This is a genomic window from Kitasatospora sp. NPDC056446 (assembly GCF_042796115.1).
Taxonomy (GTDB): domain Bacteria; phylum Actinomycetota; class Actinomycetes; order Streptomycetales; family Streptomycetaceae; genus Kitasatospora.
In genome coordinates this window covers 19383-42715 of the sequence record NZ_JBHTRF010000076.1, presented here as the reverse complement: position 1 = coordinate 42715, position 23333 = coordinate 19383, and the positions used below count along the sequence as shown (strand labels likewise).

The window sequence follows — 23333 nt, the reverse complement described above, 5'->3', positions numbered from 1 at the left end:
CAGTCGAGTCGACTGCCCGCCCCCGGCGTCCGCCGTGTCCGGGCCCGTGGGCCGGGACACCCCGGAGGTCAGGACTCCGGGGTGTCCGGCTTGGGCCGCCGGGTGAGGACCCGCCGCACCGGGGCGGAGACCGCCTCGACCACCCGGGCCACCCGGGTGCGGACGGCCGTCCGGGCCGCCCGTACGGCGTCGGAGATCCACCACCACAGCTGCGCCGAGGACGGCGGCAGCAGCAGCGCCCTGGTGCGCCCGGCCCGGCCGGCGTGCGCCCGCAGGCCGCGTCGGGCGGCGTGGACGTCGGCGGCCAGCGGGGCCGAGGAGAGCTGCCCGGGAGGCGCGTACAGCACCCGCTCGGTGGCCAGTGCCAGCCGGCCGGCGGCTGCCGCCGCGTCCGCGTCCAGGTCCGCCTTCTCGGTGATCCGTCGCGCGGCCGAGCGCGGAGTGCGTGACTCGTCCGGGGGAATTCCGAGGTCCCAGGCGGAGTCGACCAGCTCGTCCCAGGCGGCCAGCACCTGGGCGTCCGTCAGCTCGGGACCGCTCCCGTCGGGCCGGCGCCGTCCGCCGCCGAGCCGGCGGCGGCGCAGGGCCGTGCGCCAGAGCATCGGGACGAGCAGCAGCACGATCACCGCGATCACGGCGGCGAGGGTGCCGAGCACCTGCCCGGACAGCAGCCAGGACTCCTCGGCGGCGTGCGCGGCGGTCTTGCCCTGGGGACCGCAGTCGCCCAGCTGGCGCTGCTTGGCGGCACAGTCCGAGCTCGCGGACGGCGCCGGGGCGGCCGACGCGGTCTGCGGGGCGGTGGTCGCGTGCTGGGTCGGCGCGCTGGTCGCGGCGCCGGAGGCCTCGGTGTAGCGGGTCGGCAGGCCCCGGCTCGGGGTCGGCTCGAAGCGCATCCAGCCGTAGCCCGCGAAGTACAGCTCGGGCCAGGCGTGGTACATCCGGCCGTTCACCGAGTAGACGTTCCCGCCCTTGTTGTCGCCGGGGGTGAAGCCGACGGCGACCCGGGCCGGGATCTTCAGCGTCCGGGCCATCGCCGCCATGGTGGAGGCGAAGTGCACGCAGAAGCCCCGGCGGTCGCGCAGGAAGACCGCTATCGCGTTGTTGCCGGTGCCGGCGTTGACCGAGGTGTCGTACTTGAAGTCCGGCCCGGTGAACCAGTTCACCAGGGCCATCGCCCGGTCGTAGTCGTTCTTCGCGTTGCCGGTGACCGCCTTGGCCTGTTCGGCGACCTCGCCCGGCAGGTCGGGCGGGACGGCGGTGTAGCGCTCCCGGATGTCCTGCGGCGCGGCGGACGCCAGGCGCAGCTCGTTGGCGGTGGGCCGCAGGTCCAGGGCGCTGACGTGGTAGCGCAGGCCGCGGATCGCCTTGTCGCCGGTCGGCATGACCGTGCGGGTCAGCGGGTCGAGCTTCCAGTCGCCGCGGTTGGGGACCTGGACGGAGGCGGCCGGGTAGGGCATCGGCAGCCAGCTCTTCTCCAGCTGGTCGCTGATCCGGAAGTCGCCCTCGATCCGGGGGACGTTGGTGTTGCGCAGGCCCTCCGGGGGAGGCAGCGCGGCCGGCAGGTCGCTGACCACGGTGCTGCCGAGCTTCCAGTTGGCGCCGTCGAACTGGTCGAGCGAGCCGGTCCGCAGGTAGGTCTGGTCGGCGAGGTCGCCGTCCAGCGTGTAGCTGAGCAGTTCGGCGTCGGTCGGCTTGGTGATCGCGGCTTCCAGGCTGACCAGCGGGTCGAGGCTGGTCGTCAGGCTCCCGGCGCCCGTTCCGCCCTTCCCGCCGGAGCCGGAGTGCACCAGCCCGAGGTCCCAGTGCGGCAGGACGACCGGCAGCAGCATCGCCACGGCCAGGGCCAGGACGCCGACCTGCCGGCCGCCGGGGCTGACCTCGGCGGAGCCCGTGCTGCCGCGGTTGGTGCCGCGGAAGACCCGGCCCCAGCGGGAGACCCGGTCCTGGCCCTCGGCGAAGAGCAGCAGCAGGTAGCCGGCCGCGGCGGTGGCGAACCAGAACCAGCTGCTGTGCTCCCCGGCCAGGCCGTTGCCGACCGAGTAGAGCGCGAGCAGCGGCAGCCCGGCCAGCGCCGAGTGCCGGTAGGTCACCGCGATGGTGTCCACCACGATGGCGACCAGGCCGACTGCGGAGACCAGGATCAGGCGCAGGCCGGGGGTGGGCGGCGCCGGGATCGCGTACTGCGCTATGTCGTCCAGACCGGAGGCGAAGACGTGGTCCAGGACCCGCATCGTGGACGGCCCGGGCAGGAACCCGCCGGCCCCGGCGAAGCCGAGCAGCATCAGCAGGAACAGCACCAGCAGCTGCCCGAGCGGCACCGTCCAGCGGTACAGCGGGAGGCGGCGCAGGCCCGCGCCGACCGCGCCGATGACGACGATCACCAGGAGGGCGTGGGTCAGCCAGCTGCGCGTGGTCAGCAGCGGCATCATGCAGAGCGAGGCGAGGGCGGTGGCCAGCGCCGAGTAGACGGTCAGTTTGGCCCGGGTGGTCACGCGCCGGCCTCTTCTCGGTTGGGGGCGGTCGTCTTGGCGCCTTCGGCGGCCCGCCACAGGTCCGGTACGGAGTCGCCGGCGCGCACCGGGATCACCGTCCAGCCGGCTTCGCGCAGTTGCCGGACCCGGGCCCGGAACTCCTCGCCGCCGGTGTCCGGGGCGAGCATCCGCAGCCCGGCCCAGGTGCCGCTGTCCAGCAGGAAGGCGATCGCCCCGCCGGTCCGGTTGCGCAGCCGGCCCATCCGCGCGGTCTGGGTGTCGTCCAGCTCGCCGAGCACGGCGACCAGCAGGCCCTCGCCGGCCGCGCGCAGGGGCTCCTCGGCGCGGGAGAGCGTGCCGCCGTCGGACAGGTCGACGACCGCGAGGGCGTCCAGGACCAGCCCGGAGGTCTCGGCGGTGCTGTTGCGGCCGCCGGCGCCGGGCCCGGGCACGGCGAGGCCGGTGTCGGTGAGCAGCCGGGTCTGGTAGCCGCGCTCCAGCAGGTGCGCGGTGACCGAGGCGGCGCAGCCGACCGCCCACTCGAAGGAGGAGGCGGGGCCGCTGCCCCGGTGGCCGATCTCGCGGGTGTCCAGCAGGACGGTGGCCCGGGCCCGCTGCGGCTGCTCCTCGCGGCGCACCATCAGCTCGCCGTACTTGGCGGTGGAGCGCCAGTGCACCCGGCGCAGGTCGTCGCCGGGCCGGTACTCGCGCAGGATCACGTCGTCGTCGCCGGCCAGCGCCAGGGTGCGGCTGTGGCTCTCGCCCTGGCCGAGCCACTCGCCGCTGAGCCGGACGTGCGGCAGGGCCTGGATCTGCGGGACGACGGTGAGGACGTCGGAGGCGGTGAAGGCGCGGGTGACCTCGCACATCCCGAACGGGTCGGCCAGCCGCAGCTGGAGTGGGCCGAGCGGGTAGCGGCCGCGCAGGTCGGAGCGGACCCGGTAGGAGACCTCGCGGTGGCCGCGCGGCTCGACCCGGTCCAGCACGAAGCGCGGGCGCGGCCCGAGCACGTACGGGACCTTGTCCTCCAGCAGGAGCACCCCGGTGGGCACCCGCGAGACGTTGTCGAGCCGCAGGTGGACCCGGGCCTCCTGGCCGGCGACGGCCCGGCGCGGGCTGAGCCGGCGGCCGCTGGCCACCCGGTAGCGGGTGTTGGCGACCACCGCCACGGCCGCCAGCGGCAGTGCGGCGAGCAGCACGCCGACGCGCAGCAGGGCGTCCTGGTCGAGCAGGTAGGAGCAGACCACCGCGGTGACCCCGGCCGCGAGGAAGGACCGGCCCCGGGTGGTGAGGCCGCGGAACCCGGCCCGCAGCCCCGACGCCGGATCGGACTGGGTCACCTCAGCCCCTCCGGACGGCCGGGCCGCCCTGCGGGCGCGGCAGCGGCAGCCGGGCGACCAGCTCGGTCACGATCTGCTCGGAGGTGCGGCGGCTGAGCTGGGTCTCGGCGGTCGGCATCAGGCGGTGCGCGAGGACCGGGACGGCGAGGCGCTGGATGTCGTCCGGGGTGACGTAGTCGCGCCCGTCCAGCGCGGCGGCGGAGCGGGCGGCCCGGACCAGGTGGAGGGTGGCGCGGGGCGAGGCGCCCAGGCGCAGTTCGGGGCTGGTGCGGGTGGCGCCGACCAGGTCGACGGCGTAGCGGCGGACCGGGTCGGCGATGTGCACGGTGCGGACCAGGTCGATCAGCTTGAGGATGTCGGAGGCGTGCGCGACCGGCTGGAGGTCCTCCAGCGGGCTGGCGCCGCCGTGCACGTCCAGCATCGCCAGTTCGGCCTCGGGGCTGGGGTAGCCGATCGAGATCCGGGCCATGAAGCGGTCGCGCTGGGCCTCCGGGAGGGCGTAGGTGCCCTCCATCTCGACCGGGTTCTGGGTGGCCACGACCATGAACGGCGAGGGCAGTTCGTAGCTGGTGCCGTCGATGGTGACCTGGCGCTCCTCCATGGACTCCAGCAGCGCGGACTGGGTCTTGGGCGAGGCGCGGTTGATCTCGTCGCCGACCACGATCTGCGCGAAGATCGCGCCCGGGCGGAACTCGAAGTCGTGCTGCTGCTGGTCGTAGATGTTGGTGCCGGTGACGTCCGAGGGCAGCAGGTCGGGCGTGAACTGGATGCGCCGCACGGTGCAGTCGACCGAGCGGGCGAGCGCCTTGGCCAGCATGGTCTTGCCGACGCCGGGCACGTCCTCCAGCAGGAGGTGGCCCTCGGCGAGCAGGACGGTCAGGGCGATCCGGACGGCCTCCGGCTTGCCCTCGATCACGCTCTCGATGTTGGCGCGGACGCGGTCCACGACCGCGGCGAGCTCGGGGAGACCGACCTGCTGGTACCCGTTCGCCCGCTGCCCGCCCCCCGGACCGCCGAGACCCGCCTGATCGTTGTAACTCGTCACCCGTTTACGCTCCCTGGCACCCTGTGCCCGCCCCGTCCCGAGGCCGGACCCCACCCCATGCTTGACGCGGCCGTCCCGGGGACGGTTCCGAGGGAGGATCCGGCGTCGGGAGGCGGCCTGCGGCCCGGCCGCCCCAGGTGGTTCGGGGTCTGACCGGCAGGCGCATTCTCCCCTGCGCGGTGGCCAGAAGTCACCATTCGGCCGACCCCGAATGCCCGGCCGGTGCTACCCGACTTCGCGCAGCAGGCCGGTGTGGACGTCGAAGACGAAGCCCCGGACGTCGTCGGTGTGCGGCAGGAAGGGCGAGGTGCGGACGCGCTGCATGGACTGGCGGACGTCGCCGTCCAGGTCGACGAAGGCCTCCACCGCCCACTGCGGGCGCTGGCCGACCTCCAGTTCCAGTTCGCGGCGGAAGTCCTCGGTGAGCCCGAGCAGGCCGCAGCCGGTGTGGTGGATGAGCGCGATCGAGCGGGTGCCGAGGGCGCGCTGGCTGATGGTCAGGGAGCGGATGGTGTCGTCGGTGACGACGCCGCCGGCGTTGCGGATGACGTGGGCGTCGCCGAGTTCGAGGCCGAGTGCCGCGAACAGGTCGAGCCGGGCGTCCATGCAGGCCACCACGGCGATCTTCTGCACCGGGCGGGCGTCCATGCCGCCGTCCCGGAAGGTCACCGCGTACTCGCGGTTGGCCGCGACGAAGCGGTCGATGATGGTGGGTCGGGCGGGATCGGCAGCGGCGTTCGGCGTGGGCCGGCCGGGAGTCACTGTCATGCGGGCGACGTTAGTGCGGATCGGGTGCCCGCGGTGGGGTGGAGAGCTACAGAACCGACCGCTGTGATCGAGCGCATAGCCACAACGGGAGGGTTTGTCCGGGCTGGTCCCGAGGTGGGCCGCACACGGTCGCGGAGAGGGGGCGCGCGGCGGATCGCGAGGGCCCCCGAGTCCGGCTGCCGTGGAGCCGCCCCGGCGGCCGCGACCTGCGGTGATCCGTACCGCCGCCCGGGTGGTGCGCCGGAGCGGAGCATTGACTGGCAGGGCCCGCGCGCTAGAGTTACGGCGCAGTCGAGCACACCCGCCGGAGCCCGTCAACCGGGCGTTCCCGGCCGGTGCGGCCCGGTCGAAGCGGCCCGTGGCCTCCACCCGCTCCGTGCCCTCCTGGCGCACCTTCCCCGGTGCCGGGCGGTCGCGACCTTCCCCCCGAGCGGGCGGGGACCACGGGCCGCTTCGTCGTGCCGGGGGCCGGTGGGCGAGAATGGTGGCAGCTCCCGGACGTCGGGCTGCTCCGCACCGAGGAAGGGCGCCACCGCGCATGACCACCAACGAACCGGGACCCAAGCACGTTCCGGTGATGCTGCAGCGGTGCATGGACGCACTGGCCCCGGCGATCTCGCGCCCCGGCGCCGTCGTGGTGGACGCCACGCTCGGCCTCGGCGGGCACAGCGAGGCGCTGCTCACCCAGTTCCCCGAGGTCCGGCTGGTCGCGGTGGACCGAGACCCGCAGGCGCTGAAGCTCTCCGGCGAGCGGCTGGCCCCGTTCGGCGACCGGGCCACCCTGGTGCACGCGGTCTACGACGAGATCCCCGAGGTGCTGGAGGACCTGGGCATCGACCGGGTCGACGGCGTGCTGTTCGACCTGGGTGTCTCCTCGATGCAGCTGGACGAGGCGGACCGCGGCTTCGCGTACGCGCAGGACGCGCCGCTGGACATGCGGATGGACCAGACCCGGGGGATCAGCGCGGCCGAGGTGCTGAACACCTACAGCCACGGCGAGCTGGCCCGGATCCTCAAGTTCTACGGCGAGGAGCGGTTCGCCGGGAAGATCGCCTCGGTGATCCTGCGGGAGCGCGAGAAGGAACCGTTCACCACGAGCGCGCGTCTGGTCGATCTGGTGCGCAACGCCATTCCGGCGGCGACCCGCCGCACCGGCGGGAACCCGGCCAAGCGGACGTTCCAGGCGCTGCGGATCGAGGTCAACGGCGAGCTGGAGGTCCTGGACCGGGCGATCCCCGGGGCGCTGGACGCCCTGGCGATCGGCGGACGGATGGTCGTGATGTCCTACCAGTCGCTGGAGGACCGCCTGGTGAAGCAGTACTTCGCCGCCGGGGCGACCAACACCGCCCCGCCGGGGCTGCCGTTCATCCCGGAGGAGCACCAGCCCTGGCTCAAACTGATCACCCGCGGTGCCGAGCAGGCCACCGAGGAGGAGATCGAGGAGAACCGGCGCGCCGCGCCCGTACGGCTGCGGGTGGCGGAGAGGATCAGGGACCGAAGCAAGCGGGGCTGACGAACCGGCCCGGCGGGGTCCGAAGGGCGGAGGAAAGCGGTGGGGCCGGTGGCCGGTGGGGTCCGGGCGGGGCGGGGGAGTCTCCCCGGACAGGGCAGGGCGCGGATCACGGTCCGGCCGGGCAGGCGCCCGGTCCGGGGGCGCACGCCGTTCGCGGTGCTCGTGGTGGTGCTGCTGGCGGCGGGGCTGCTCGGGCTGCTGGCGCTGAACACCGCGCTCAACGAGGGATCCTTCGAGCTGTCCCGGCTCCAGAAGCAGACCACCGTGGCGACCGACGAGCAGCAGAGCCTCCAGCACCAGATCGACCAGAACTCGGCCCCGGACGCGCTGGCCAGGCGCGCCGCCGAGCTGGGCATGGTCCCGGCCGGCGGGATGGCCTTCCTGGACGTCCCCAACGGGGGCAAGGTGGTCGGCACGCCCGGCCCGGCGCAGGACAGCCCGCCGGTCAAGCGCTCGACGGCCGAGCCGTGGCCCACCAAGCCGGTGCCGAGCGCCGCCCAGCCGAGCGCGGGGCAGTCCCCGGCCGCCCAGCCCGCGGTCCCGCCGGCCGCCCCGCCGGCCGTGCCGGCCACGCCGACGACCGCGGCCTCGGCCGGCGACTCGGTGATCCAGCTCAACCCGGCCGCGCCCGGGCAGCCCGCCGGGGGTGCCGGCCGGTGAGCGAGTGGAACGAGCGAACCATCGAGGGGTACCCAGTGTGCGAAGCGCCCGCCGAACGTAGCGAGGCGGTCGTATGAGCACGCCTCGTCAGCCCTCCGGCGGCTCCGGGTCCGGCTCCGGCAACGGCCGCCGCCCGGTCCCCAGGGGCGCCGCGCCGCGCGGCCAGTCCGCCGCCGGCCGCGGCCAGTCGGCCAAGGGACAGCCCGTGAAGGGGCAGCCGGCCAAGGCCCAGCCGGTGCGCGGCCAGTCGGCCAAGGCCCAGCCCGCGAAGGTCCAGCCCGCCAAGACCGCCGCCGCCCGCACCCCGCGCGCGCCGCAGCAGCGCCGCCCCGAGGGCCGGCCGCCGGCCCGCAGCCAGGCGGCGGTGCGGCCGCGCCCGAAGACCCGGCCGCCGCAGCGCCCCAAGGCGCTCAGGCTGGCCGAGCCGAAGCGCCGGCTGCGGGTGATCACCGTGGTGATGTCGCTGGTGTTCTCGGTCTTCGCGGGCCGCCTGGTCCAGCTCCAGCTGGTCGACGCGGACGCGCTGGCCGCCGACGCCAACACCAACCGCTACCTGAACATCCCGATCACCGCCGAGCGCGGCTCGATAACGTCCTCCGACGGGGTGGCGCTGGCCGCCACCGTCGACGCGTACGACATCACCGCCGACCCGGCGATGTTCACCCCGGAGGCGACCGGCATCCCGGACGCGCCCGAGCAGGCGGCCGCGCTGCTGTCGCCGATCCTCGGCGTGCCCAAGGAGAAGATCGCCGCCGACCTGCACACCCCCAAGACCCGCTACAAGCGGCTCGCACCCCAGCAGACCCCGGCCGCCAAGAGCCAGATCAGCGACCTCAAGGCGAGCCTGGAGAAGCAGGCCGGCTCGCGGGCCTGCCAGGCCCAGAAGAAGCTGCTCGGCAAGCCCGCCGAGCAGGGCGGGCGGACCCGGGTGGACAACGAGTGCGCCAACCCGCTGGCCGGCGTGTTCAACCGGGAGACCCAGAAGCGGATCTACCCGGCGGACGGGCTGGCCGCGAACCTGGTCGGCTTCGTCAACGGCGAGGGCGCCGGCGCCGGGGGCCTGGAACTCCAGTACCAGCAGCAGCTGGCCGGCAAGGACGGCCACAGCAGCTACGCCCAGGCGGGCGGGCGGCTGGTGCCCACCGCCGGGGGCTCGCGGGACCCGGCGGTGCCGGGCAGCGACGTCAGGCTGACCGTCAACCGTGACATCCAGTGGGCCGCCCAACGGGCGATCACCGACCAGGTCGCCAACTCCGGGGCGGAGAAGGGCTACGTGGTGGTCCAGGACGTGAAGACCGGCCAGGTCCTCGCGATGGCCACCGCGCCCGGCTTCAACCCGAACGACCTCAGCCTCTCCAAGCAGGCCCAGCTGGGCAACGCCGCGCTCCAGGACGCGTACGAACCGGGCAGCACCGCCAAGCTGATGAGCATGGCCGCCGTACTGGACTCCGGCAAGGCCACCTGGGACACCAAGGTCACCGTCCCCAACCGGCTGGTCCGCGCCGGGCAGCAGTTCAAGGACGACGTCGACCACGACACCTGGTACCTGACGCTGGCCGGGGTGCTGGCCAAGTCGTCCAACATCGGCACCATCGAGGCCGTGGAGACCCTCGGCGGCGGCGACCAGCTGACCGCCAACAAGGCCCTGGACGGCTACATGCGCAAGTTCGGGGTGGCCCAGCCGACCGGGCTGAACTTCCCCGGCGAGACCTCGGGGAAGCTCAAGAAGCCCGAGGACCTGGTCGCCTCGGAGAAGTACAACATCGCCTTCGGCCAGGGCCCGATGCAGATGAACGCGCTGCAGGCCACCTCGGTCTACTCGACCATCGCCAACGGCGGCGTCCGGGTCGCGCCCAGCATCGTGCAGGGCGTCACCAGCCCGGACGGCAAGTACAGCCCGAACCCGGCGGGGGAGCAGACCAGGGTGGTCAGCGAGGAGACGGCCAAGACCCTCACCTCGATGCTGGAGTCGGTCGTCGACGACGAGCAGGGCACCGGCGGCAAGGCCGCCATCCCCGGCTACCGGGTCGCCGGCAAGACCGGCACCGCCAACCGGGGCGCCGCCAACGGCGTCGGCTACGACGGCTACACCGCCTCCTTCATCGGCTTCGCCCCCGCCGACGCCCCCCGGTACACCGTCTCCTGTACTCTCCAGGGCCCCGTCAACGGCCACTTCGGCGGCCAGCTGTGCGGCCCGGTGTTCAAGCAGGTGATGGAGTTCACCCTGAAGACCATGCAGGTCCCGCCGAGCGGCAGCCAGGCGCCCAACCTGGCCGTCGACTGGAAGCCGTGAGCGAGCATGAGCAACGAGCGGGCCGGGCTGGACGACGGCGCGGCGAAGGGCCGGTTTGGCCCTGGACACCCTTCGGCGGATAGCCTTCCCGCCGTGCCGAAACCCGATCAAACCACCGTGAGTCCGCCCCGCCCGACCGGGACCACCGCCCTGCCGCTCGCCGAGCTGGCCGTCCGGCTGGGTCTCGCGCCCGTCGAGGGCGGTGCCGTCACCGGCGTCACCCACGACTCCCGCGCGGTCCGCCCGGGCGACGTGTACGTGGCCTTCCCCGGCGCCAACCACCACGGCGCGGCCTTCGCGGCCAAGGCCGCCGACTCCGGCGCGGTGGCCGTGCTCACCGACCCGGCCGGCGCCGAACTGGCCGCCCCCACCGGCCTGCCGCTGCTGGTCGTGGACCGGCCGCGCGCCGCCATGGGCGAGCTCGCCGCGATCGTCTACGGCCGTCCGTCCGAGCGGCTGCTGATGATCGGGCTGACCGGCACCAACGGCAAGACCACCACCTCGTACCTGGTCGAGGGCGGCCTGCGCGGTGCCGAGCGCACGCCCGGCGTGATCGGCACCGTCGAGATGCGGGTCGGTGACGAGCGGATCAAGAGCGAGCGCACCACCCCCGAGGCCACCGACCTGCACGCGATCCTCGGCGTGATGGCCGAGCGCGGCGCCGACGCGGTGACCATGGAGGTCTCCAGCCACGCCCTGGTCTTCGGCCGCACCGACGGCGTCGCGTACGACGTGGCGCTGTTCAACAACCTCACGCCCGAGCACCTCGACTTCCACCCGGACATGGAGGACTACTTCCAGGCGAAGGCCCGGCTCTTCCAGCCCGGCAAGTCCCGCCACGGCGTGGTCAACCTGGACGACGAGTACGGCCGCCGGCTGGCCGCCGAGGCCAAGATCCCGGTGACCACCTTCTCCGCGACCGGCGCCGCCGAAGCCGACTGGCGGGCCGTGGACGTGCGGCTCGGGCCGGTCGGCTCGACCTTCCGGGTGCTCGGCCCGGACGGCGCCGAGGCCGACGCGGCCGTCCCGCTGCCCGGCCCCTTCAACGTCGCCAACGCGCTCGCCGCGATCACCGTGCTGGTCGCCGCCGGGCTGCCGCTGGACCGGGCCGTGGCCGGCGTCGCCGCCGTCCCCGGGGTGCCGGGCCGGCTGGAGCGGGTGGACGCCGGACAGCCGTTCGTGGCCGTCGTGGACTACGCGCACAAGCCGGACGCCCTGCGGGCCGTCCTCGCCTCGCTGCGCGAGGTCACCGAGGGCCGGCTCCACGTCGTCGTCGGCTGCGGCGGCGACCGCGACCCGCACAAGCGCGGCCCGATGGGCGACATCGCCGCCCGCCTCGCCGACACCGCCCTGCTGACCAGCGACAACCCGCGCAGCGAGGACCCGCTGGCGATCCTCGCCAGCATGCTGACCGGCGCCGCCGCGGTGCCCGAGGCCGAGCGCGGAGACGTCCTGGTCGTTCCCGACCGGGCCGAGGCGATCCGGCTCGCGGTGGCCCGCGCCCGCGCGGGGGACACCGTGCTGGTGGCCGGCAAGGGCCACGAGCTCGGCCAGTACGTACGAGACGAGATCCGCCCCTTCGACGACCGGGAGGTGCTGCGCGAGTCCGTCGCGCGGACCACGGCCGCACGGGGCGACCGAGGAGTAGAGCAGCAGTGATCGCACTGACCCTCGCCGAGGTGGCCGCCGCCGTCGGAGGCACCCTGGACGGCGCCGACCCGGACACCCTGGTCACCGGCCCGGTCGAGGTCGACTCGCGCAAGGTGGTCCCCGGCGGCCTGTTCGCGGCCTTCGTCGGCGAGCACGTGGACGGCCACGACTACGCGGCCACGGCCGTCGGGGCCGGCGCCGTCGCGGTGCTCGCCTCCCGCCCGGTCGGCGTGCCCGCCGTCCTGGTCGACAGCGTGGTGGAGGCGCTCGGCAGGCTGGCCCGTACCGTGGTCGCCCGCGCCGAGGGCACCGCGGTGGTCGCGCTGACCGGCTCGGCCGGCAAGACCAGCACCAAGGACCTGATCGCCCAGCTGCTCGGCCGCCACGGCGCGACCGTCTACCCGCCGGGCTCGCTCAACAACGAGATCGGCCACCCGATGACCGCGCTGCGGGTCGAGGCCGACACCCGGCACCTGGTCATGGAGATGGGCGCCCGGCACAAGGGCGACATCGAGTACCTCACCTCGATCACCCCGCCCCGGGTCGGCGTGGTGCTGAACGTCGGCACCGCCCACGTCGGCGAGTTCGGCTCCCAGGAGGCGATCGCCGAGGCCAAGGGCGAGCTCGTCGAGGCACTGCCCGCCGACGGGGCCGCGATCCTCAACGCCGACGACCGGCTGGTGCGCGCGATGGCCGCCCGCACCAAGGCCAGGGTGGTCCTGTTCGGGGAGTCCCCGGACGCCCACGTCCGGGCCACGGACGTTCGCCTGGACGCCACCGGGAGGCCATCCTTCACGCTCACCACCCCGGCCGGTTCCGCGACCGTGCAGCTGCGCCTGTACGGTGAGCACCACGTCTCGAACGCCCTCGCCGCCGCCGCGGTGGCGGTGGAGCTCGGGATGTCCGTCGACGACACCGCCGCCGCCCTGGGCGAGGCGGGTGCGCTGTCCCGCTGGCGCATGGAGGTCGTCGACCGGGCCGATGGTGTCACCGTCGTCAACGACGCCTACAACGCGAACCCCGACTCGATGCGGGCCGCGCTGCGGGCGCTGGTCTCGATGGGGGGGCGCGGCCCGGAGCGTCGACGCACCTGGGCGGTGCTCGGCGAGATGCGGGAGCTCGGCGAGGAGAGCCTGGCCGAGCACGACGCCATCGGGCGGCTCGCCGTCCGGCTGGACGTCACCAAGCTGGTGGCGGTCGGCGGACGCGAGGCGGCCTGCATGGAACTCGGCGCGAGGAACGAAGGTTCGTGGGGTGAGGAGTCGGTGCTGGTGTCCGACGCGGACGCGGCGGTCGAGTTGCTGCGCAGTCAGCTGCGGCCGGGGGATGTGGTCCTGGTGAAGGCATCCCGTTCGGTGGGGCTGGAGAAGGTGGCCGAAGCGCTCCTGGCGGACGGTGCTGCCCGATGATGAAGCAGATCCTCTTCTCCGGGATGATCGGCCTGATCCTCTCGCTGGCCGGTACGCCCGCCCTGATCAAGCTGCTCGCCCGGCAGGGCTACGGCCAGTACATCCGCGACGACGGTCCCAAGGCGCACCACAGCAAGAAGGGCACGCCCACGATGGGCGGCATCGCCTTCATCCTGGCGACCCTCATCGCGTACTTCGCCACCAAGGCGATAACGGGCGAGAGCCCGACGGCCTCCGGGCTGCTGGTGCTCTTCCTGACCGCGGGCCTGGGCCTGGTCGGCTTCCTGGACGACTACATCAAGGTGGTCAAGCGCCGCTCGCTCGGCCTGCGGGCCAAGGCGAAGCTGGCGGGCCAGTCCATCGTCGGCCTGGTCTTCGCCGTCCTGGCGCTCCAGTTCCACGACGACCGCGGGCTCAGCCCGGCCTCCCAGTCGCTGTCCTTCGTGCGCGACTTCAAGTGGTCGGTCGGCCCCGTGCTGTTCGTCATCTTCGCGTACTTCATGATCGCGGCGACCTCCAACGGCGTGAACCTGACGGACGGTCTGGACGGCCTCGCCACCGGTGCCTCGGTGATGGCCTTCGGCGCCTACACCTTCATCGGCGTCTGGGAGTACACGCAGAGCTGCGCGTACGTCTACACCGCCACCGGCGCCTGCTACGACGTCAGGGACCCACTCGACCTCGCGGTGGTCGCGGCAGCCCTGATGGGCTCCTGCTTCGGCTTCCTGTGGTGGAACACCTCGCCCGCCAAGATCTTCATGGGCGACACCGGCTCGCTCGCCCTCGGCGGCGCCCTGGCCGGCCTGGCGATCTGCTCCCGCACCGAGCTGCTGCTCATCATGCTCGGCGGCCTCTTCATGGTGATCACCCTGTCGGTGATCATCCAGGTCGGCTCCTTCCGGATGACCGGCAAGCGCGTGTTCAAGATGGCACCACTGCAGCACCACTTCGAACTCAAGGGCTGGAGCGAAGTCCTGGTCGTGGTCCGCTTCTGGATCATCCAGGGCCTCTGCGTGGCCGTCGGCCTCGGCCTCTTCTACGCGGGATACCGGACCGGATGACGAACTCCCAGCTGACCAATCCGCAGTTCACCGACCTGCCCGTGGTCGTCGCCGGACTCGGTGTCTCGGGCATCAGCGCCGCGCGCGTCCTGCACGGCCTCGGCGCCCGCGTCACCGTCGTGGACGGCGGCAGCGGGCCCGGCCTGGCCGCCCGGGCCGCCGAACTGGAGGCGCACGGGGTCACCGTGCGCCTCGGCGACGGCGCGAGCCTGCCCGAGGGCACCGAGCTGGTCGTCACCTCGCCCGGCTGGGCACCGGACAGCCCGCTGTTCGCCGCCGCCGGGGCGGCCGGGGTGCCGGTCTGGGGCGACGTCGAACTCGCCTGGCGGCTGCGCAAGCCGCTGCCCGGCACCGGCGAGCCCGCGCCCTGGCTGGCCGTCACCGGAACCAACGGCAAGACCACCACCGTCCAGATGCTCGCCTCGATCCTCACCGCCGCCGGCAAGCGCACCGCCGCCGTCGGCAACGTCGGGGTCTCGGTGCTGGACGCGGTGCTCGCCGAGGAGCCGTACGACGTGCTCGCCGTCGAGCTCTCCAGCTACCAGCTGCACTGGGCGCCCTCGCTGCGCCCGCACTCGGCCGCGGTGCTCAACCTGGCGCCCGACCACCTCGACTGGCACGGCTCGATGGAGGCGTACGCCGCCGACAAGGGCCGGATCTACGAGGGCAACCAGGTCGCCTGCGTGTACAACCTGGCCGACCCGGCCACCGAGGCGCTGGTCATGGCGGCCGACGTCGAGGAGGGCTGCCGGGCGATCGGCTTCGGACTCGGCGCGCCGAGCCCATCGAACTTCGGCGTGGTGGACGGCCTGCTGGTGGACCGCGCCTTCGTCGCGGACCGGGCCAAGAACGCGGCCGAGCTGGGCGCCATCGAGGACGTGAACCCGCCGGCGCCGCACAACATCGCCAACGCGCTCGCCGCGGCGGCGCTGGCCCGGGCGTACGGCGTCGACACCAAGGCCGTTCGGGAGGGCCTGCGGGCCTTCCGCCCGGACGCCCACCGGATCGCCGAGGTCGGCGTGGTCCGCGAGGTCACGTACGTCGACGACTCCAAGGCCACCAACACCCACGCCGCGGCCGCCTCGCTGGCGGCCTTCCGGCCGGTCGTCTGGATCGCCGGCGGCCTCGCCAAGGGCGCGACCTTCGACGACCTGGTCCAGGGCGCGGCCGAGCGGCTGCGGGCCGTGGTGCTGATCGGCCAGGACCGGGCGCTGATCAGGGAGGCGCTGGAGCGACACGCTCCGGATGTGCCGGTGATCGAGGCGGCCGAGGGCCAGACTGGCGCGGTGGCGATGGCCGAGGTCGTCCGCACGGCCGCGTCGCTCGCCCGATCGGGTGACACGGTGCTGCTGGCCCCGGCCTGCGCCTCGATGGACATGTTCACCAACTACGGCGAGCGCGGCGACCTGTTCGCGGCGGCCGTCCGGGAGCTGGCGAACCCTCCCGGCTCGTGAGCCGAAGCGTCGGGTCGGAGCGGCCCGGAGGCGGACGAGCCGCAAATGATGGGAGCGGGGAGCGGTGGCGGGGCAGGGCAGGACGGATTCCGGCGTTGGCAAGCGGGACTCCGCCGAGCCGTGGCGAGTGATCTCCGCCACCACGACCAAGTACAAGTCGGCCGGTCCGCTGGCCCGCGTCCAGGCCTTCCGGGCCCGGATCGGGTACTGGCTGGACCGGCCGCTCACGCCCTACCTGCTGATCGTCGGCAGCACGCTGCTGCTGGTGGTGCTGGGCCTGATGATGGTCTTCTCGGCCTCGCAGATCCTGGCCCTGAACCAGCACCACACCGCGCAGTACTACTTCCTCAAGCAGTCGATCGCGGCCATCCTCGGCCTGGTCCTGCTGATCGGCTTCGCCTCCGTCCCGGTGGCGGTGCTGCGGGTGATCGTCTACCCGGTGATGCTCGCGGTGATCGGCGCGCTCACCCTGGTCGCCATCCCCGGCATCGGGGTGCGGATCAACGGCAACCAGAACTGGCTGGACTTCGGCTTCTTCCAGTTCCAGCCGTCCGAGTTCGCCAAGCTGGCCCTGGTGCTGTGGGCCGCCGACCTGCTCGCCCGCAAGCAGAAGGCCGGCACCCTGAACTCCTGGAAGCACCTGCTGGTGCCGCTGGTCCCGGGCGCCCTGCTGCTGCTCGCGCTGATCATGTTCGGCGGCGACATGGGCACCTCGATGATCCTGGTGGCGATGGTGTTCGCGCTGCTGTGGATGGTCGGCGCGCCGCTGCGGCTGTTCGTGGCCACCCTCGGGGTGGCGGTGGTGGTCTGCACCGCCCTGGTGGTCACCGTCCCGCACCGCGCCGAGCGGCTGGGCTGCATCGGCGTCACCAAGCTCGACCCCGAGGGCGCCTGCTTCCAGGCCCTGCACGGCGTCTTCGCGTTCGCGAACGGCGGCGGCTTCGGCACCGGCCTCGGCGCCGGCGTCGAGAAGTGGGGCCAGCTGCCCGAGGCGCACACCGACTTCATCTTCGCCGCGACCGGCGAGGAACTGGGCCTGGTGGGGACGCTGTCGGTGATCGGTCTCTTCGCGGCACTAGGCTACGCGGGTATCCGTGTGGCCATCGGCACGAAGGATCCCTTCGTCAGGTACGCCGCGGGAGCCGCCACCACCTGGATCATGGCGCAGGCCATGGTCAACCTGGGGTCGGCGCTGGGACTGCTGCCCATCGCGGGCGTCCCGCTCCCGCTGTTCTCCTACGGCGGTTCCGCCATGCTGTCGGCCATGTCCGCGATCGGTGTGCTGCTGTGCCTGGCACGCAGCACCTCCGGAGCGAAGGCGGCCCTGGCCGCCCGGAGCAAGAACTCCCGGATCAGGAAGCGACTGGCCCGGGTGCTGCCACGACGACGAACCACAGCGCGCCCGGCCCCGGGGCCGGCACGCAGGGAGCGGTGAATTTCGGTGCATGTCGTACTCGCCGGCGGGGGGACCGCCGGTCACATCGAGCCGGCCATGGCCCTCGCGGACGCACTCCGCAGGCACGACCCGTCCATCGGGATCACCGCCCTGGGCACCGAGCGCGGTCTGGAGACCCGGCTGGTACCCGAGCGCGGCTACCAGTTGGAGCTCATCCCGGCCGTCCCGCTGCCGCGCAAGCCCACCCCGGAACTGATCACCGTTCCCGGCCGGCTGCGCGGCACCGTGCGGGCCGCCCAGGAGATCATCGAGCGGGTGAACGCGGACGCCGTGGTCGGCTTCGGCGGCTACGTCGCGATGCCGGCCTACCTGGCCGCCAAGCGGGCCGGCGTGCCGATCGTGGTGCACGAGGCGAACGCCCGTCCGGGCCTGGCCAACAAGATCGGCGCCCGCTACAGCGACTTCGTGGCGGTCTCCACGCCCGACAGCAAGCTGCGCGACTCCCGGTACATCGGCATCCCGCTGCGCCGGACCATCGCGACGCTGGACCGCAACGCGGCCCGCCCGGAGGCCCGGCACTACTTCGGCCTCGACCAGCGGCTGCCCACCCTGCTGGTCACCGGCGGCTCCCAGGGCGCCCGCCGGCTCAACGAGACGATCACCGCGATCGCCCCGCGGCTCCAGCAGTACGGCGTCCAGATCCTGCACGCGGTCGGCCCGAAGAACGAGCTGCCGCAGGTCGCGGACGTCCCCGGGATGCCGCCGTACCGCCCGGTGCCGTACCTGGACCGGATGGACCTCGCCTACGCGGCGGCCGACATGATGCTCTGCCGGGCCGGCGCCATGACGGTGGCCGAGCTGGCGGCCGTCGGCCTGCCCGCCGCCTTCGTCCCGCTGCCGATCGGCAACGGCGAGCAGCGGCTGAACGCCCAGCCGATGGTCAAGGCCGGCGGTGGCCTGCTGGTGGACGACGCCGAGCTGACCCCGGACTGGGTGCTGCAGAACGTGCTGCCGGTGCTCACCGACCCGCAGCGGCTCTGGGACATGAGCCGCGCGGCCGCCGAGTTCGGCCGCCGGGACGCCGACGACCTGCTGGTCGGCATGGTCTACGAGGCTATCCAGGCACACCGCGGCGGCCGCCGCCGTGGCTGACGGCCGGCTCGCCGACCCGCTCGAAGCGGAGCTGGAGGACGAGGAGTCCGCTCCTCGCCTCCGGCTCTCCCGGCGGGGCATCGCGGTGCTGGGCGCGCTCGGCGCCGCGGTGCTCGGCGTGCTGGCCTGGTTGGTGTTCTTCTCGTCGGTGCTGGACGTGCGCAGCGTCGCCGTCCAGGGAACGACCGACGACAAGCTGACGGCGGTCCAGGTCCGCGAGGTGATCGGCGGGCTCGGCGACGGCCCGCTGGCCCGGGTGGACCTGGACGTCGTCCGGCACCGGGTGGAGGCGATCCCCCGGGTGGCGAAGGCCGAGGTGTGGCGGGGCTGGCCGCACACCCTTCAGGTGAAGGTCGCCCAGCGCACGGCGGTGGCCGCCGTCAAGGGGGATGACGGGCAGTTCACCCAGGTGGATGCCGGGGGAGTGAGCTTCGCCACCGAGGCGGCCCCGCCGGCGGGGGTGCCGGTGGTGGAGCTGCGGCTCAGTCAGCAGGCGAACGACGCGGACGGGGTGATCTCCCGTCCGCAGTTGGTCCAGGGCGCGGTCGCGGTGGCCGCCGGGCTGCCTCCGGAGGTCGCCAAGCGGGCCGGGGCGGTGCTGGTGCACTCGTACGACGACATCGAGCTGCAGCTCAGCGGGGGTGCGACGGTGCGCTGGGGGAGTCCGGAGCAGATCGACCGCAAGGCCCGGGTCCTGGTCGCGCTGATGGCTCAGAAGGGCACGAACTTCGACGTGACGGCGCCGGAGGCGCCGGCGGTGTCCGGATGATCCGGTAGGTTCAGTCCCTGAGGGAGGGGTTGACGCTTCGAAGTGTCGGCCCGACCCTTGGTGGTCACCCCCGGTTTCCTAAGCCGGCTGATGATCACATAGGCTCAAAAGAAAAAGGGAAGCTCGGCGTGTTCGTTGAAACACGTGCCCGGGGCGACCTAGTGTCCTGTGTCACCAGGCTGTGTCCGTTGGTGATGTGACGGAGGCACAGGACTAACCCTAAAGGTCAAGTTTAGGGTTGGGGTCGGCGGTCGGCATTTCGGACATTCAGTCAGAAACCAGGCTCCCTACCCATCGACATCCGTCGGAACGGACCCTCGCCGGGCCGTGCCGACCCGGAAATTCGAGGCGAGAGGCCTTCGACGTGGCAGCACCGCAGAACTACCTCGCAGTCATCAAGGTCGTCGGTATCGGCGGCGGTGGTGTCAACGCCATCAACCGGATGATCGAGGTCGGTCTCAAGGGCGTCGAGTTCATCGCGATCAACACCGATGCGCAGGCCCTCCTCATGAGCGACGCCGACGTCAAGCTCGATGTGGGCCGTGAACTCACCCGGGGCCTCGGCGCCGGCGCCAACCCCGAGGTCGGCCGCAAGGCCGCCGAGGACCACCGCGAGGAGATCGAGGAGGTCCTCAAGGGGGCCGACATGGTCTTCGTGACCGCCGGTGAGGGCGGTGGCACGGGCACGGGCGGCGCGCCCGTCGTCGCCAACATCGCGCGCTCGCTGGGCGCCCTGACCATCGGCGTGGTCACCCGCCCCTTCACCTTCGAGGGCCGCCGCCGGGCCAACCAGGCCGAGGACGGCATCGCGAGCCTGCGCGAAGAGGTCGACACCCTCATCGTGATCCCCAACGACCGGCTGCTGTCCATCTCGGACCGCCAGGTCAGCGTCCTCGACGCGTTCCGCTCGGCCGACCAGGTCCTGCTGTCCGGCGTCCAGGGCATCACCGACCTGATCACCACCCCGGGCCTGATCAACCTCGACTTCGCGGACGTCAAGTCCGTCATGTCGGAGGCCGGCTCGGCGCTCATGGGCATCGGCTCGGCCCGCGGTGAGGACCGCGCCAAGGCCGCCGCCGTGATGGCGATCTCCTCGCCGCTGCTGGAGGCCTCGATCGACGGCGCCCGCGGCGTGCTGCTCTCCATCTCGGGCGGCTCCGACCTCGGCCTGTTCGAGATCAACGAGTCGGCCCAGCTGGTCAGCGAGGCCGCGCACCCCGAGGCCAACATCATCTTCGGCGCGGTCATCGACGACGCGCTCGGCGACGAGGTCCGGGTCACCGTCATCGCGGCCGGCTTCGACGGCGGGCAGCCGCCGGCGATCGTCCGCGACCCGGTGGTCAAGTCGACCACCCCGGACCGCCCGGCCGCGCCGCCGGCCGCCCCGGACCGTCCGTCCGGCCGTCCGGCCTACGGGACCATCGGCTCGGTGACCTCCCGCTCGGAGGGCGAGTCCCCGGCCGCGGGCCGGCAGAGCGAGGCCCCGGCCGCGACCGCCTCGGCCCCGGTCCCGCCGCAGGTGCAGCCGGCCCGTCAGCCGTTCGTGGAGAGCCCGGCCGAGGAGCTCGACGTCCCGGACTTCCTTAAGTGATCGATCGCTCGGCACACGCGGGTGCTCACTTCGCCTTCACCGACCGGTGGGGCGGGGTGAGCACTTCGCCGTACGGCGAGCTCAACCTCGGCGGGGCGGTCGGGGACGACCCGGAGGCCGTCCGGGCGAACCGGGCGCTCGTCGCCCGCGAGCTGGGGCTCGAACCGGCCGACGTGGTGTGGATGAACCAGGTGCACGGCGCCGAGGTCGCCGTGGTGACGCAGCGCCAGCCGCAAGGGCAGGCCCCGATGGTGGACGCGGTGGTCACCGACCGGCCGCTCGCGCTGGCGGTGCTGACCGCCGACTGCACGCCGGTGCTGCTGGCCGACCCGGTGGCGGGCGTCGTGGGCGCGGCCCACGCGGGCCGGCCCGGACTGGCGGCCGGGGTGGTGCCCGCCGTCGTGCGGGCCATGGTCGCACTGGGGGCCGAGCCCGGGCGGATCACCGCCGCGACCGGCCCCGCCGTCTGCGGCAGCTGCTACGAGGTGCCGGCGGACCTGCGGGCCGAGGTCGCCGCCGTGGTGCCCGAGGCCTTCGCCGAGACGTCATGGGGGACGCCGGCCCTGGACGTGGCGGGGGGAGTCGCGGCCCAGCTGGCCGCGCTGGGGGTCAGCGAGCCGGTGCGCTCACCGGTCTGCACCCTCGAATCCGCCGATCACTACTCCTACCGTCGCGAGCAGCGCACCGGCCGACTCGCGAGCTACGTCTGGTTGGGCTCTGATCACTGATGACGAACGACATCTACGGACCGTTCCCGGGTGGCCCTGAGTTCCTCGCGGGGCTGACGGAGGGCCGGCGGGCCCGGTACGAGGAGCTCGGCACCAATCTGGAGGTGGTCGAGCGCCGGATCGCGGCCGCCTGTGCGGCCGCCGGGCGCGCCCGGGACGAGGTCACCCTGATCGTCGTCACCAAGACCTACCCCGCCGAGGACACCGCGCTGCTGGCCGGACTGGGTGTGACGGATGTCGCGGAGAACCGCGACCAGGACGCCGCACCCAAGGCGGAACAGTGCAGAAACCTTCCTCTTGACTGGCACTTCGTCGGACAGTTGCAGACCAACAAGGTCCGCTCGGTGGTCTCGTACGCCGACCACGTGCACTCGGTGGACCGGCTGAGGCTCGTCGAGTCGCTCTCCGCGGCGGTGCTCAAGTCGGAGCGCCCGGAGCTCGGTTGCCTGGTGCAGGTCGCGCTGGACAAGGAGCACGGGGAGGGCGCGCACCGGGCGGGGGTCGCACCGGAGGACGTCGCGCAACTGGTCGACGCCATCGCCGACACGCCCGGGCTGCGGCTGGACGGTGTGATGACCGTCGCTCCGCTGGCCGGTCCGCTGGCCGGGGACCCGGCCCGGGCCTTCGATCGGCTGACGGAAATCGCAACCGCCGTACGGACGGCCCATCCTGCTGCCACCATGGTTTCCGCAGGGATGAGCGGTGACCTTGAGCAGGCGATTGCCGCCGGGGCGACACATGTGCGCGTCGGAACGGCGGTACTCGGAGTGAGGTCACCCCTCAGGTAACGTCACCGGGTAAGTAGATCAGACTGCAGGACAAAATAGGACAGAATCTAGCAGCTCTCCGGAGCGCTAGTGAACCGTGGATCGCAGCTCCGCGGCCCCCACTCCACGAATCCTGACAGGCCGTCGGCCTGACGCGCCGTCGTGGATGGACCGCGGAATCCGCAGGCAGGGCCGTGCGGCCTGGCCGCCGGGACGGAGCCGGTCCACCACAGCGGAGGAGACAGGAGCATGGCCGGCGCAATGCGCAAGATGGCGGTCTACCTCGGCCTCGTGGAGGACGAGACGTACGACGGCCAGGGGTACGACCCCGACGACGACTACGACGCCGACCCCGAGCCGATCCGGACGGGACAGCGGACCGAGGACATCCCCCGGCCGGCCGCCGCGGCCGCGGCGGCGCCCGCCCCGGTCTCCTCGATCACACCCCAGCCGGTGCCGGCGGCGGTGCCGATCCGACAGGAGACCCCGAGGATGGCCCCCGTGTCGTCCATCACACCCGAACGCCGCCACAACCTGGAGAAGAGCGCCCCGGTGATCATGCCCAAGGTAGTGAACGAACGAGAGCCCTACCGCATCACCACGCTGCACCCCCGGACCTACAACGAGGCCCGTACCATCGGGGAACAGTTCCGTGGCGGCACTCCCGTGATCATGAATCTGACCGAGATGGACGACACCGACGCCAAGCGGCTCGTAGACTTCGCGGCTGGACTCGTCTTCGGTCTGCACGGCAGTATCGAGCGCGTGACACAGAAGGTGTTCCTGCTGTCGCCTGCTAACGTCGATGTCACGGCGGAGGACAAGGCTCGGATCGCCGAGGGTGGGTTCTTCAACCAGAGCTGACCCGGCCACGACTTTACGTGTGGATCTGATCAACAGTGGTTGGCGACAGGTGACGAGCGGCGGGCCCGAGGGCCCGGGACCGGGGAGAGGGAAAACGCGATGGACATCGTGTGGGCGGTGCTCTACTACGCCCTGACCGTCTTCCTGGTGTTCCTGCTCGTGCGACTGGTCATGGACTGGGTCTTCCAGTTCGCGCGTTCGTGGCGGCCCGGCAAGGCCATGGTCCTGGTCCTGGAGGCCACGTACACTGTCACGGATCCGCCGCTCAAGCTTCTTCGGCGGCTCATTCCGCCGTTGCGTTTCGGGGGCGTGGCGCTCGACCTGTCCTTCTTCGTACTGATGATCATTGTGTATGTCCTGATCTCGCTTGTGCACCCCTAGTCGTAGGTGAGCGATGCGACA

The 23333-nt window shown here is 72.9% G+C and carries 19 protein-coding genes; 15 read left to right on the top strand and 4 right to left on the bottom strand.

Going from position 1 to position 23333, the window contains the following annotated elements:
• Nucleotides 1-68: 68 nt before the first annotated feature.
• The 4 genes from ACFQ6N_RS32805 to ACFQ6N_RS32790 all read right to left on the bottom strand — a co-directional run bounded on the left by ACFQ6N_RS32805 (nucleotide 69) and on the right by ACFQ6N_RS32790 (nucleotide 5624).
• Complete coding sequence (locus ACFQ6N_RS32805) at nucleotides 69-2492, bottom strand: transglutaminaseTgpA domain-containing protein (RefSeq protein WP_380657120.1); 2424 nt, start codon at nucleotides 2490-2492, stop codon at nucleotides 69-71.
• Complete coding sequence (locus ACFQ6N_RS32800) at nucleotides 2489-3811, bottom strand: DUF58 domain-containing protein (RefSeq protein ID WP_380657117.1); 1323 nt, start codon at nucleotides 3809-3811, stop codon at nucleotides 2489-2491. The genes ACFQ6N_RS32805 and ACFQ6N_RS32800 overlap by 4 nt, the downstream gene beginning before the upstream one ends.
• A gap of 1 nt (nucleotide 3812) precedes the next feature.
• A complete protein-coding gene (locus tag ACFQ6N_RS32795) occupies nucleotides 3813-4757 on the bottom strand; it encodes an AAA family ATPase (RefSeq protein WP_380657128.1) in 945 nt (314 codons plus the stop codon).
• 324 nt (nucleotides 4758-5081) lie between these two features.
• On the bottom strand, nucleotides 5082-5624 hold the full coding sequence (locus ACFQ6N_RS32790) for a beta-class carbonic anhydrase (RefSeq protein WP_380657114.1): 543 nt from the start codon (nucleotides 5622-5624) through the stop codon (nucleotides 5082-5084).
• A 538-nt stretch (nucleotides 5625-6162) separates the two neighbouring features.
• Here ACFQ6N_RS32790 and rsmH point away from each other — a divergent pair.
• The 15 genes from rsmH (at nucleotide 6163) to ACFQ6N_RS32715 (ending at nucleotide 23312) form a co-directional block, all read left to right on the top strand.
• On the top strand, nucleotides 6163-7137 hold the full coding sequence (rsmH, locus tag ACFQ6N_RS32785; RefSeq protein WP_380657111.1) for a 16S rRNA (cytosine(1402)-N(4))-methyltransferase RsmH: 975 nt from the start codon (nucleotides 6163-6165) through the stop codon (nucleotides 7135-7137).
• Between the two features lie 156 nt (nucleotides 7138-7293).
• Nucleotides 7294-7797: a hypothetical protein gene (locus tag ACFQ6N_RS32780; RefSeq protein WP_380657108.1), complete on the top strand. Its 504-nt coding sequence runs from the start codon at nucleotides 7294-7296 to the stop codon at nucleotides 7795-7797.
• Nucleotides 7798-7870: 73 nt separating this feature from the next.
• Nucleotides 7871-10090 carry a penicillin-binding transpeptidase domain-containing protein gene (locus tag ACFQ6N_RS32775; RefSeq protein ID WP_380657105.1) on the top strand — a complete coding sequence of 740 codons (2220 nt, stop codon included), beginning with the start codon at nucleotides 7871-7873 and terminating at the stop codon, nucleotides 10088-10090.
• A gap of 93 nt (nucleotides 10091-10183) precedes the next feature.
• Complete coding sequence (locus tag ACFQ6N_RS32770; protein WP_380657102.1) at nucleotides 10184-11749, top strand: UDP-N-acetylmuramoyl-L-alanyl-D-glutamate--2,6-diaminopimelate ligase; 1566 nt, start codon at nucleotides 10184-10186, stop codon at nucleotides 11747-11749.
• Nucleotides 11746-13149 (top strand): UDP-N-acetylmuramoyl-tripeptide--D-alanyl-D-alanine ligase, encoded by a 1404-nt coding sequence (gene murF / locus ACFQ6N_RS32765; RefSeq protein WP_380657099.1) that lies wholly within the window; start codon nucleotides 11746-11748, stop codon nucleotides 13147-13149. The genes ACFQ6N_RS32770 and murF overlap by 4 nt, the downstream gene beginning before the upstream one ends.
• Nucleotides 13149-14210 carry a phospho-N-acetylmuramoyl-pentapeptide-transferase gene (gene mraY / locus ACFQ6N_RS32760; RefSeq protein WP_380657125.1) on the top strand — a complete coding sequence of 354 codons (1062 nt, stop codon included), beginning with the start codon at nucleotides 13149-13151 and terminating at the stop codon, nucleotides 14208-14210. Before murF ends, mraY begins: the two co-directional genes overlap by 1 nt.
• A complete protein-coding gene (gene murD / locus ACFQ6N_RS32755; protein WP_380657096.1) occupies nucleotides 14207-15664 on the top strand; it encodes a UDP-N-acetylmuramoyl-L-alanine--D-glutamate ligase in 1458 nt (485 codons plus the stop codon). Before mraY ends, murD begins: the two co-directional genes overlap by 4 nt.
• A 127-nt stretch (nucleotides 15665-15791) precedes the next feature.
• Nucleotides 15792-17099: a putative lipid II flippase FtsW gene (gene ftsW / locus ACFQ6N_RS32750; protein WP_380657093.1), complete on the top strand. Its 1308-nt coding sequence runs from the start codon at nucleotides 15792-15794 to the stop codon at nucleotides 17097-17099.
• 6 nt (nucleotides 17100-17105) lie between these two features.
• Nucleotides 17106-18212 carry an undecaprenyldiphospho-muramoylpentapeptide beta-N-acetylglucosaminyltransferase gene (murG, locus tag ACFQ6N_RS32745; protein WP_380657091.1) on the top strand — a complete coding sequence of 369 codons (1107 nt, stop codon included), beginning with the start codon at nucleotides 17106-17108 and terminating at the stop codon, nucleotides 18210-18212.
• Nucleotides 18205-18981 carry a cell division protein FtsQ/DivIB gene (locus ACFQ6N_RS32740; protein ID WP_380657089.1) on the top strand — a complete coding sequence of 259 codons (777 nt, stop codon included), beginning with the start codon at nucleotides 18205-18207 and terminating at the stop codon, nucleotides 18979-18981. The genes murG and ACFQ6N_RS32740 overlap by 8 nt, the downstream gene beginning before the upstream one ends.
• A gap of 364 nt (nucleotides 18982-19345) precedes the next feature.
• Nucleotides 19346-20572, top strand: a complete 1227-nt coding sequence (gene ftsZ / locus ACFQ6N_RS32735; protein ID WP_380657086.1) for a cell division protein FtsZ — start codon at nucleotides 19346-19348, stop codon at nucleotides 20570-20572.
• Nucleotides 20569-21300: a peptidoglycan editing factor PgeF gene (pgeF, locus tag ACFQ6N_RS32730; RefSeq protein WP_380657083.1), complete on the top strand. Its 732-nt coding sequence runs from the start codon at nucleotides 20569-20571 to the stop codon at nucleotides 21298-21300. The genes ftsZ and pgeF overlap by 4 nt, the downstream gene beginning before the upstream one ends.
• Nucleotides 21300-22088, top strand: coding sequence for a YggS family pyridoxal phosphate-dependent enzyme (locus ACFQ6N_RS32725; protein WP_380657080.1), 789 nt, complete (start codon nucleotides 21300-21302; stop codon nucleotides 22086-22088). Before pgeF ends, ACFQ6N_RS32725 begins: the two co-directional genes overlap by 1 nt.
• A 228-nt stretch (nucleotides 22089-22316) precedes the next feature.
• Nucleotides 22317-22931, top strand: coding sequence for a cell division protein SepF (locus ACFQ6N_RS32720; protein WP_207815484.1), 615 nt, complete (start codon nucleotides 22317-22319; stop codon nucleotides 22929-22931).
• A 99-nt stretch (nucleotides 22932-23030) separates the two neighbouring features.
• The gene (locus ACFQ6N_RS32715; RefSeq protein ID WP_030060143.1) at nucleotides 23031-23312 is read left to right on the top strand and encodes a YggT family protein; all 282 of its coding nucleotides are present in this window, start codon (nucleotides 23031-23033) and stop codon (nucleotides 23310-23312) included.
• Nucleotides 23313-23333 lie beyond the last annotated feature (21 nt).

Coding starts and splice junctions, on each gene's coding strand:
- ACFQ6N_RS32790 (WP_380657114.1), bottom strand. CDS start 5,624: ATGACAGTGACTCCCGGCCGGCCCACGCCGAACGCCGCTGCCGATCCC.
- rsmH (WP_380657111.1), top strand. CDS start 6,163: ATGACCACCAACGAACCGGGACCCAAGCACGTTCCGGTGATGCTGCAG.
- ACFQ6N_RS32775 (WP_380657105.1), top strand. CDS start 7,871: ATGAGCACGCCTCGTCAGCCCTCCGGCGGCTCCGGGTCCGGCTCCGGC.
- mraY (WP_380657125.1), top strand. CDS start 13,149: ATGAAGCAGATCCTCTTCTCCGGGATGATCGGCCTGATCCTCTCGCTG.
- murD (WP_380657096.1), top strand. CDS start 14,207: ATGACGAACTCCCAGCTGACCAATCCGCAGTTCACCGACCTGCCCGTG.
- ACFQ6N_RS32725 (WP_380657080.1), top strand. CDS start 21,300: ATGACGAACGACATCTACGGACCGTTCCCGGGTGGCCCTGAGTTCCTC.
- ACFQ6N_RS32720 (WP_207815484.1), top strand. CDS start 22,317: ATGGCCGGCGCAATGCGCAAGATGGCGGTCTACCTCGGCCTCGTGGAG.
- ACFQ6N_RS32715 (WP_030060143.1), top strand. CDS start 23,031: ATGGACATCGTGTGGGCGGTGCTCTACTACGCCCTGACCGTCTTCCTG.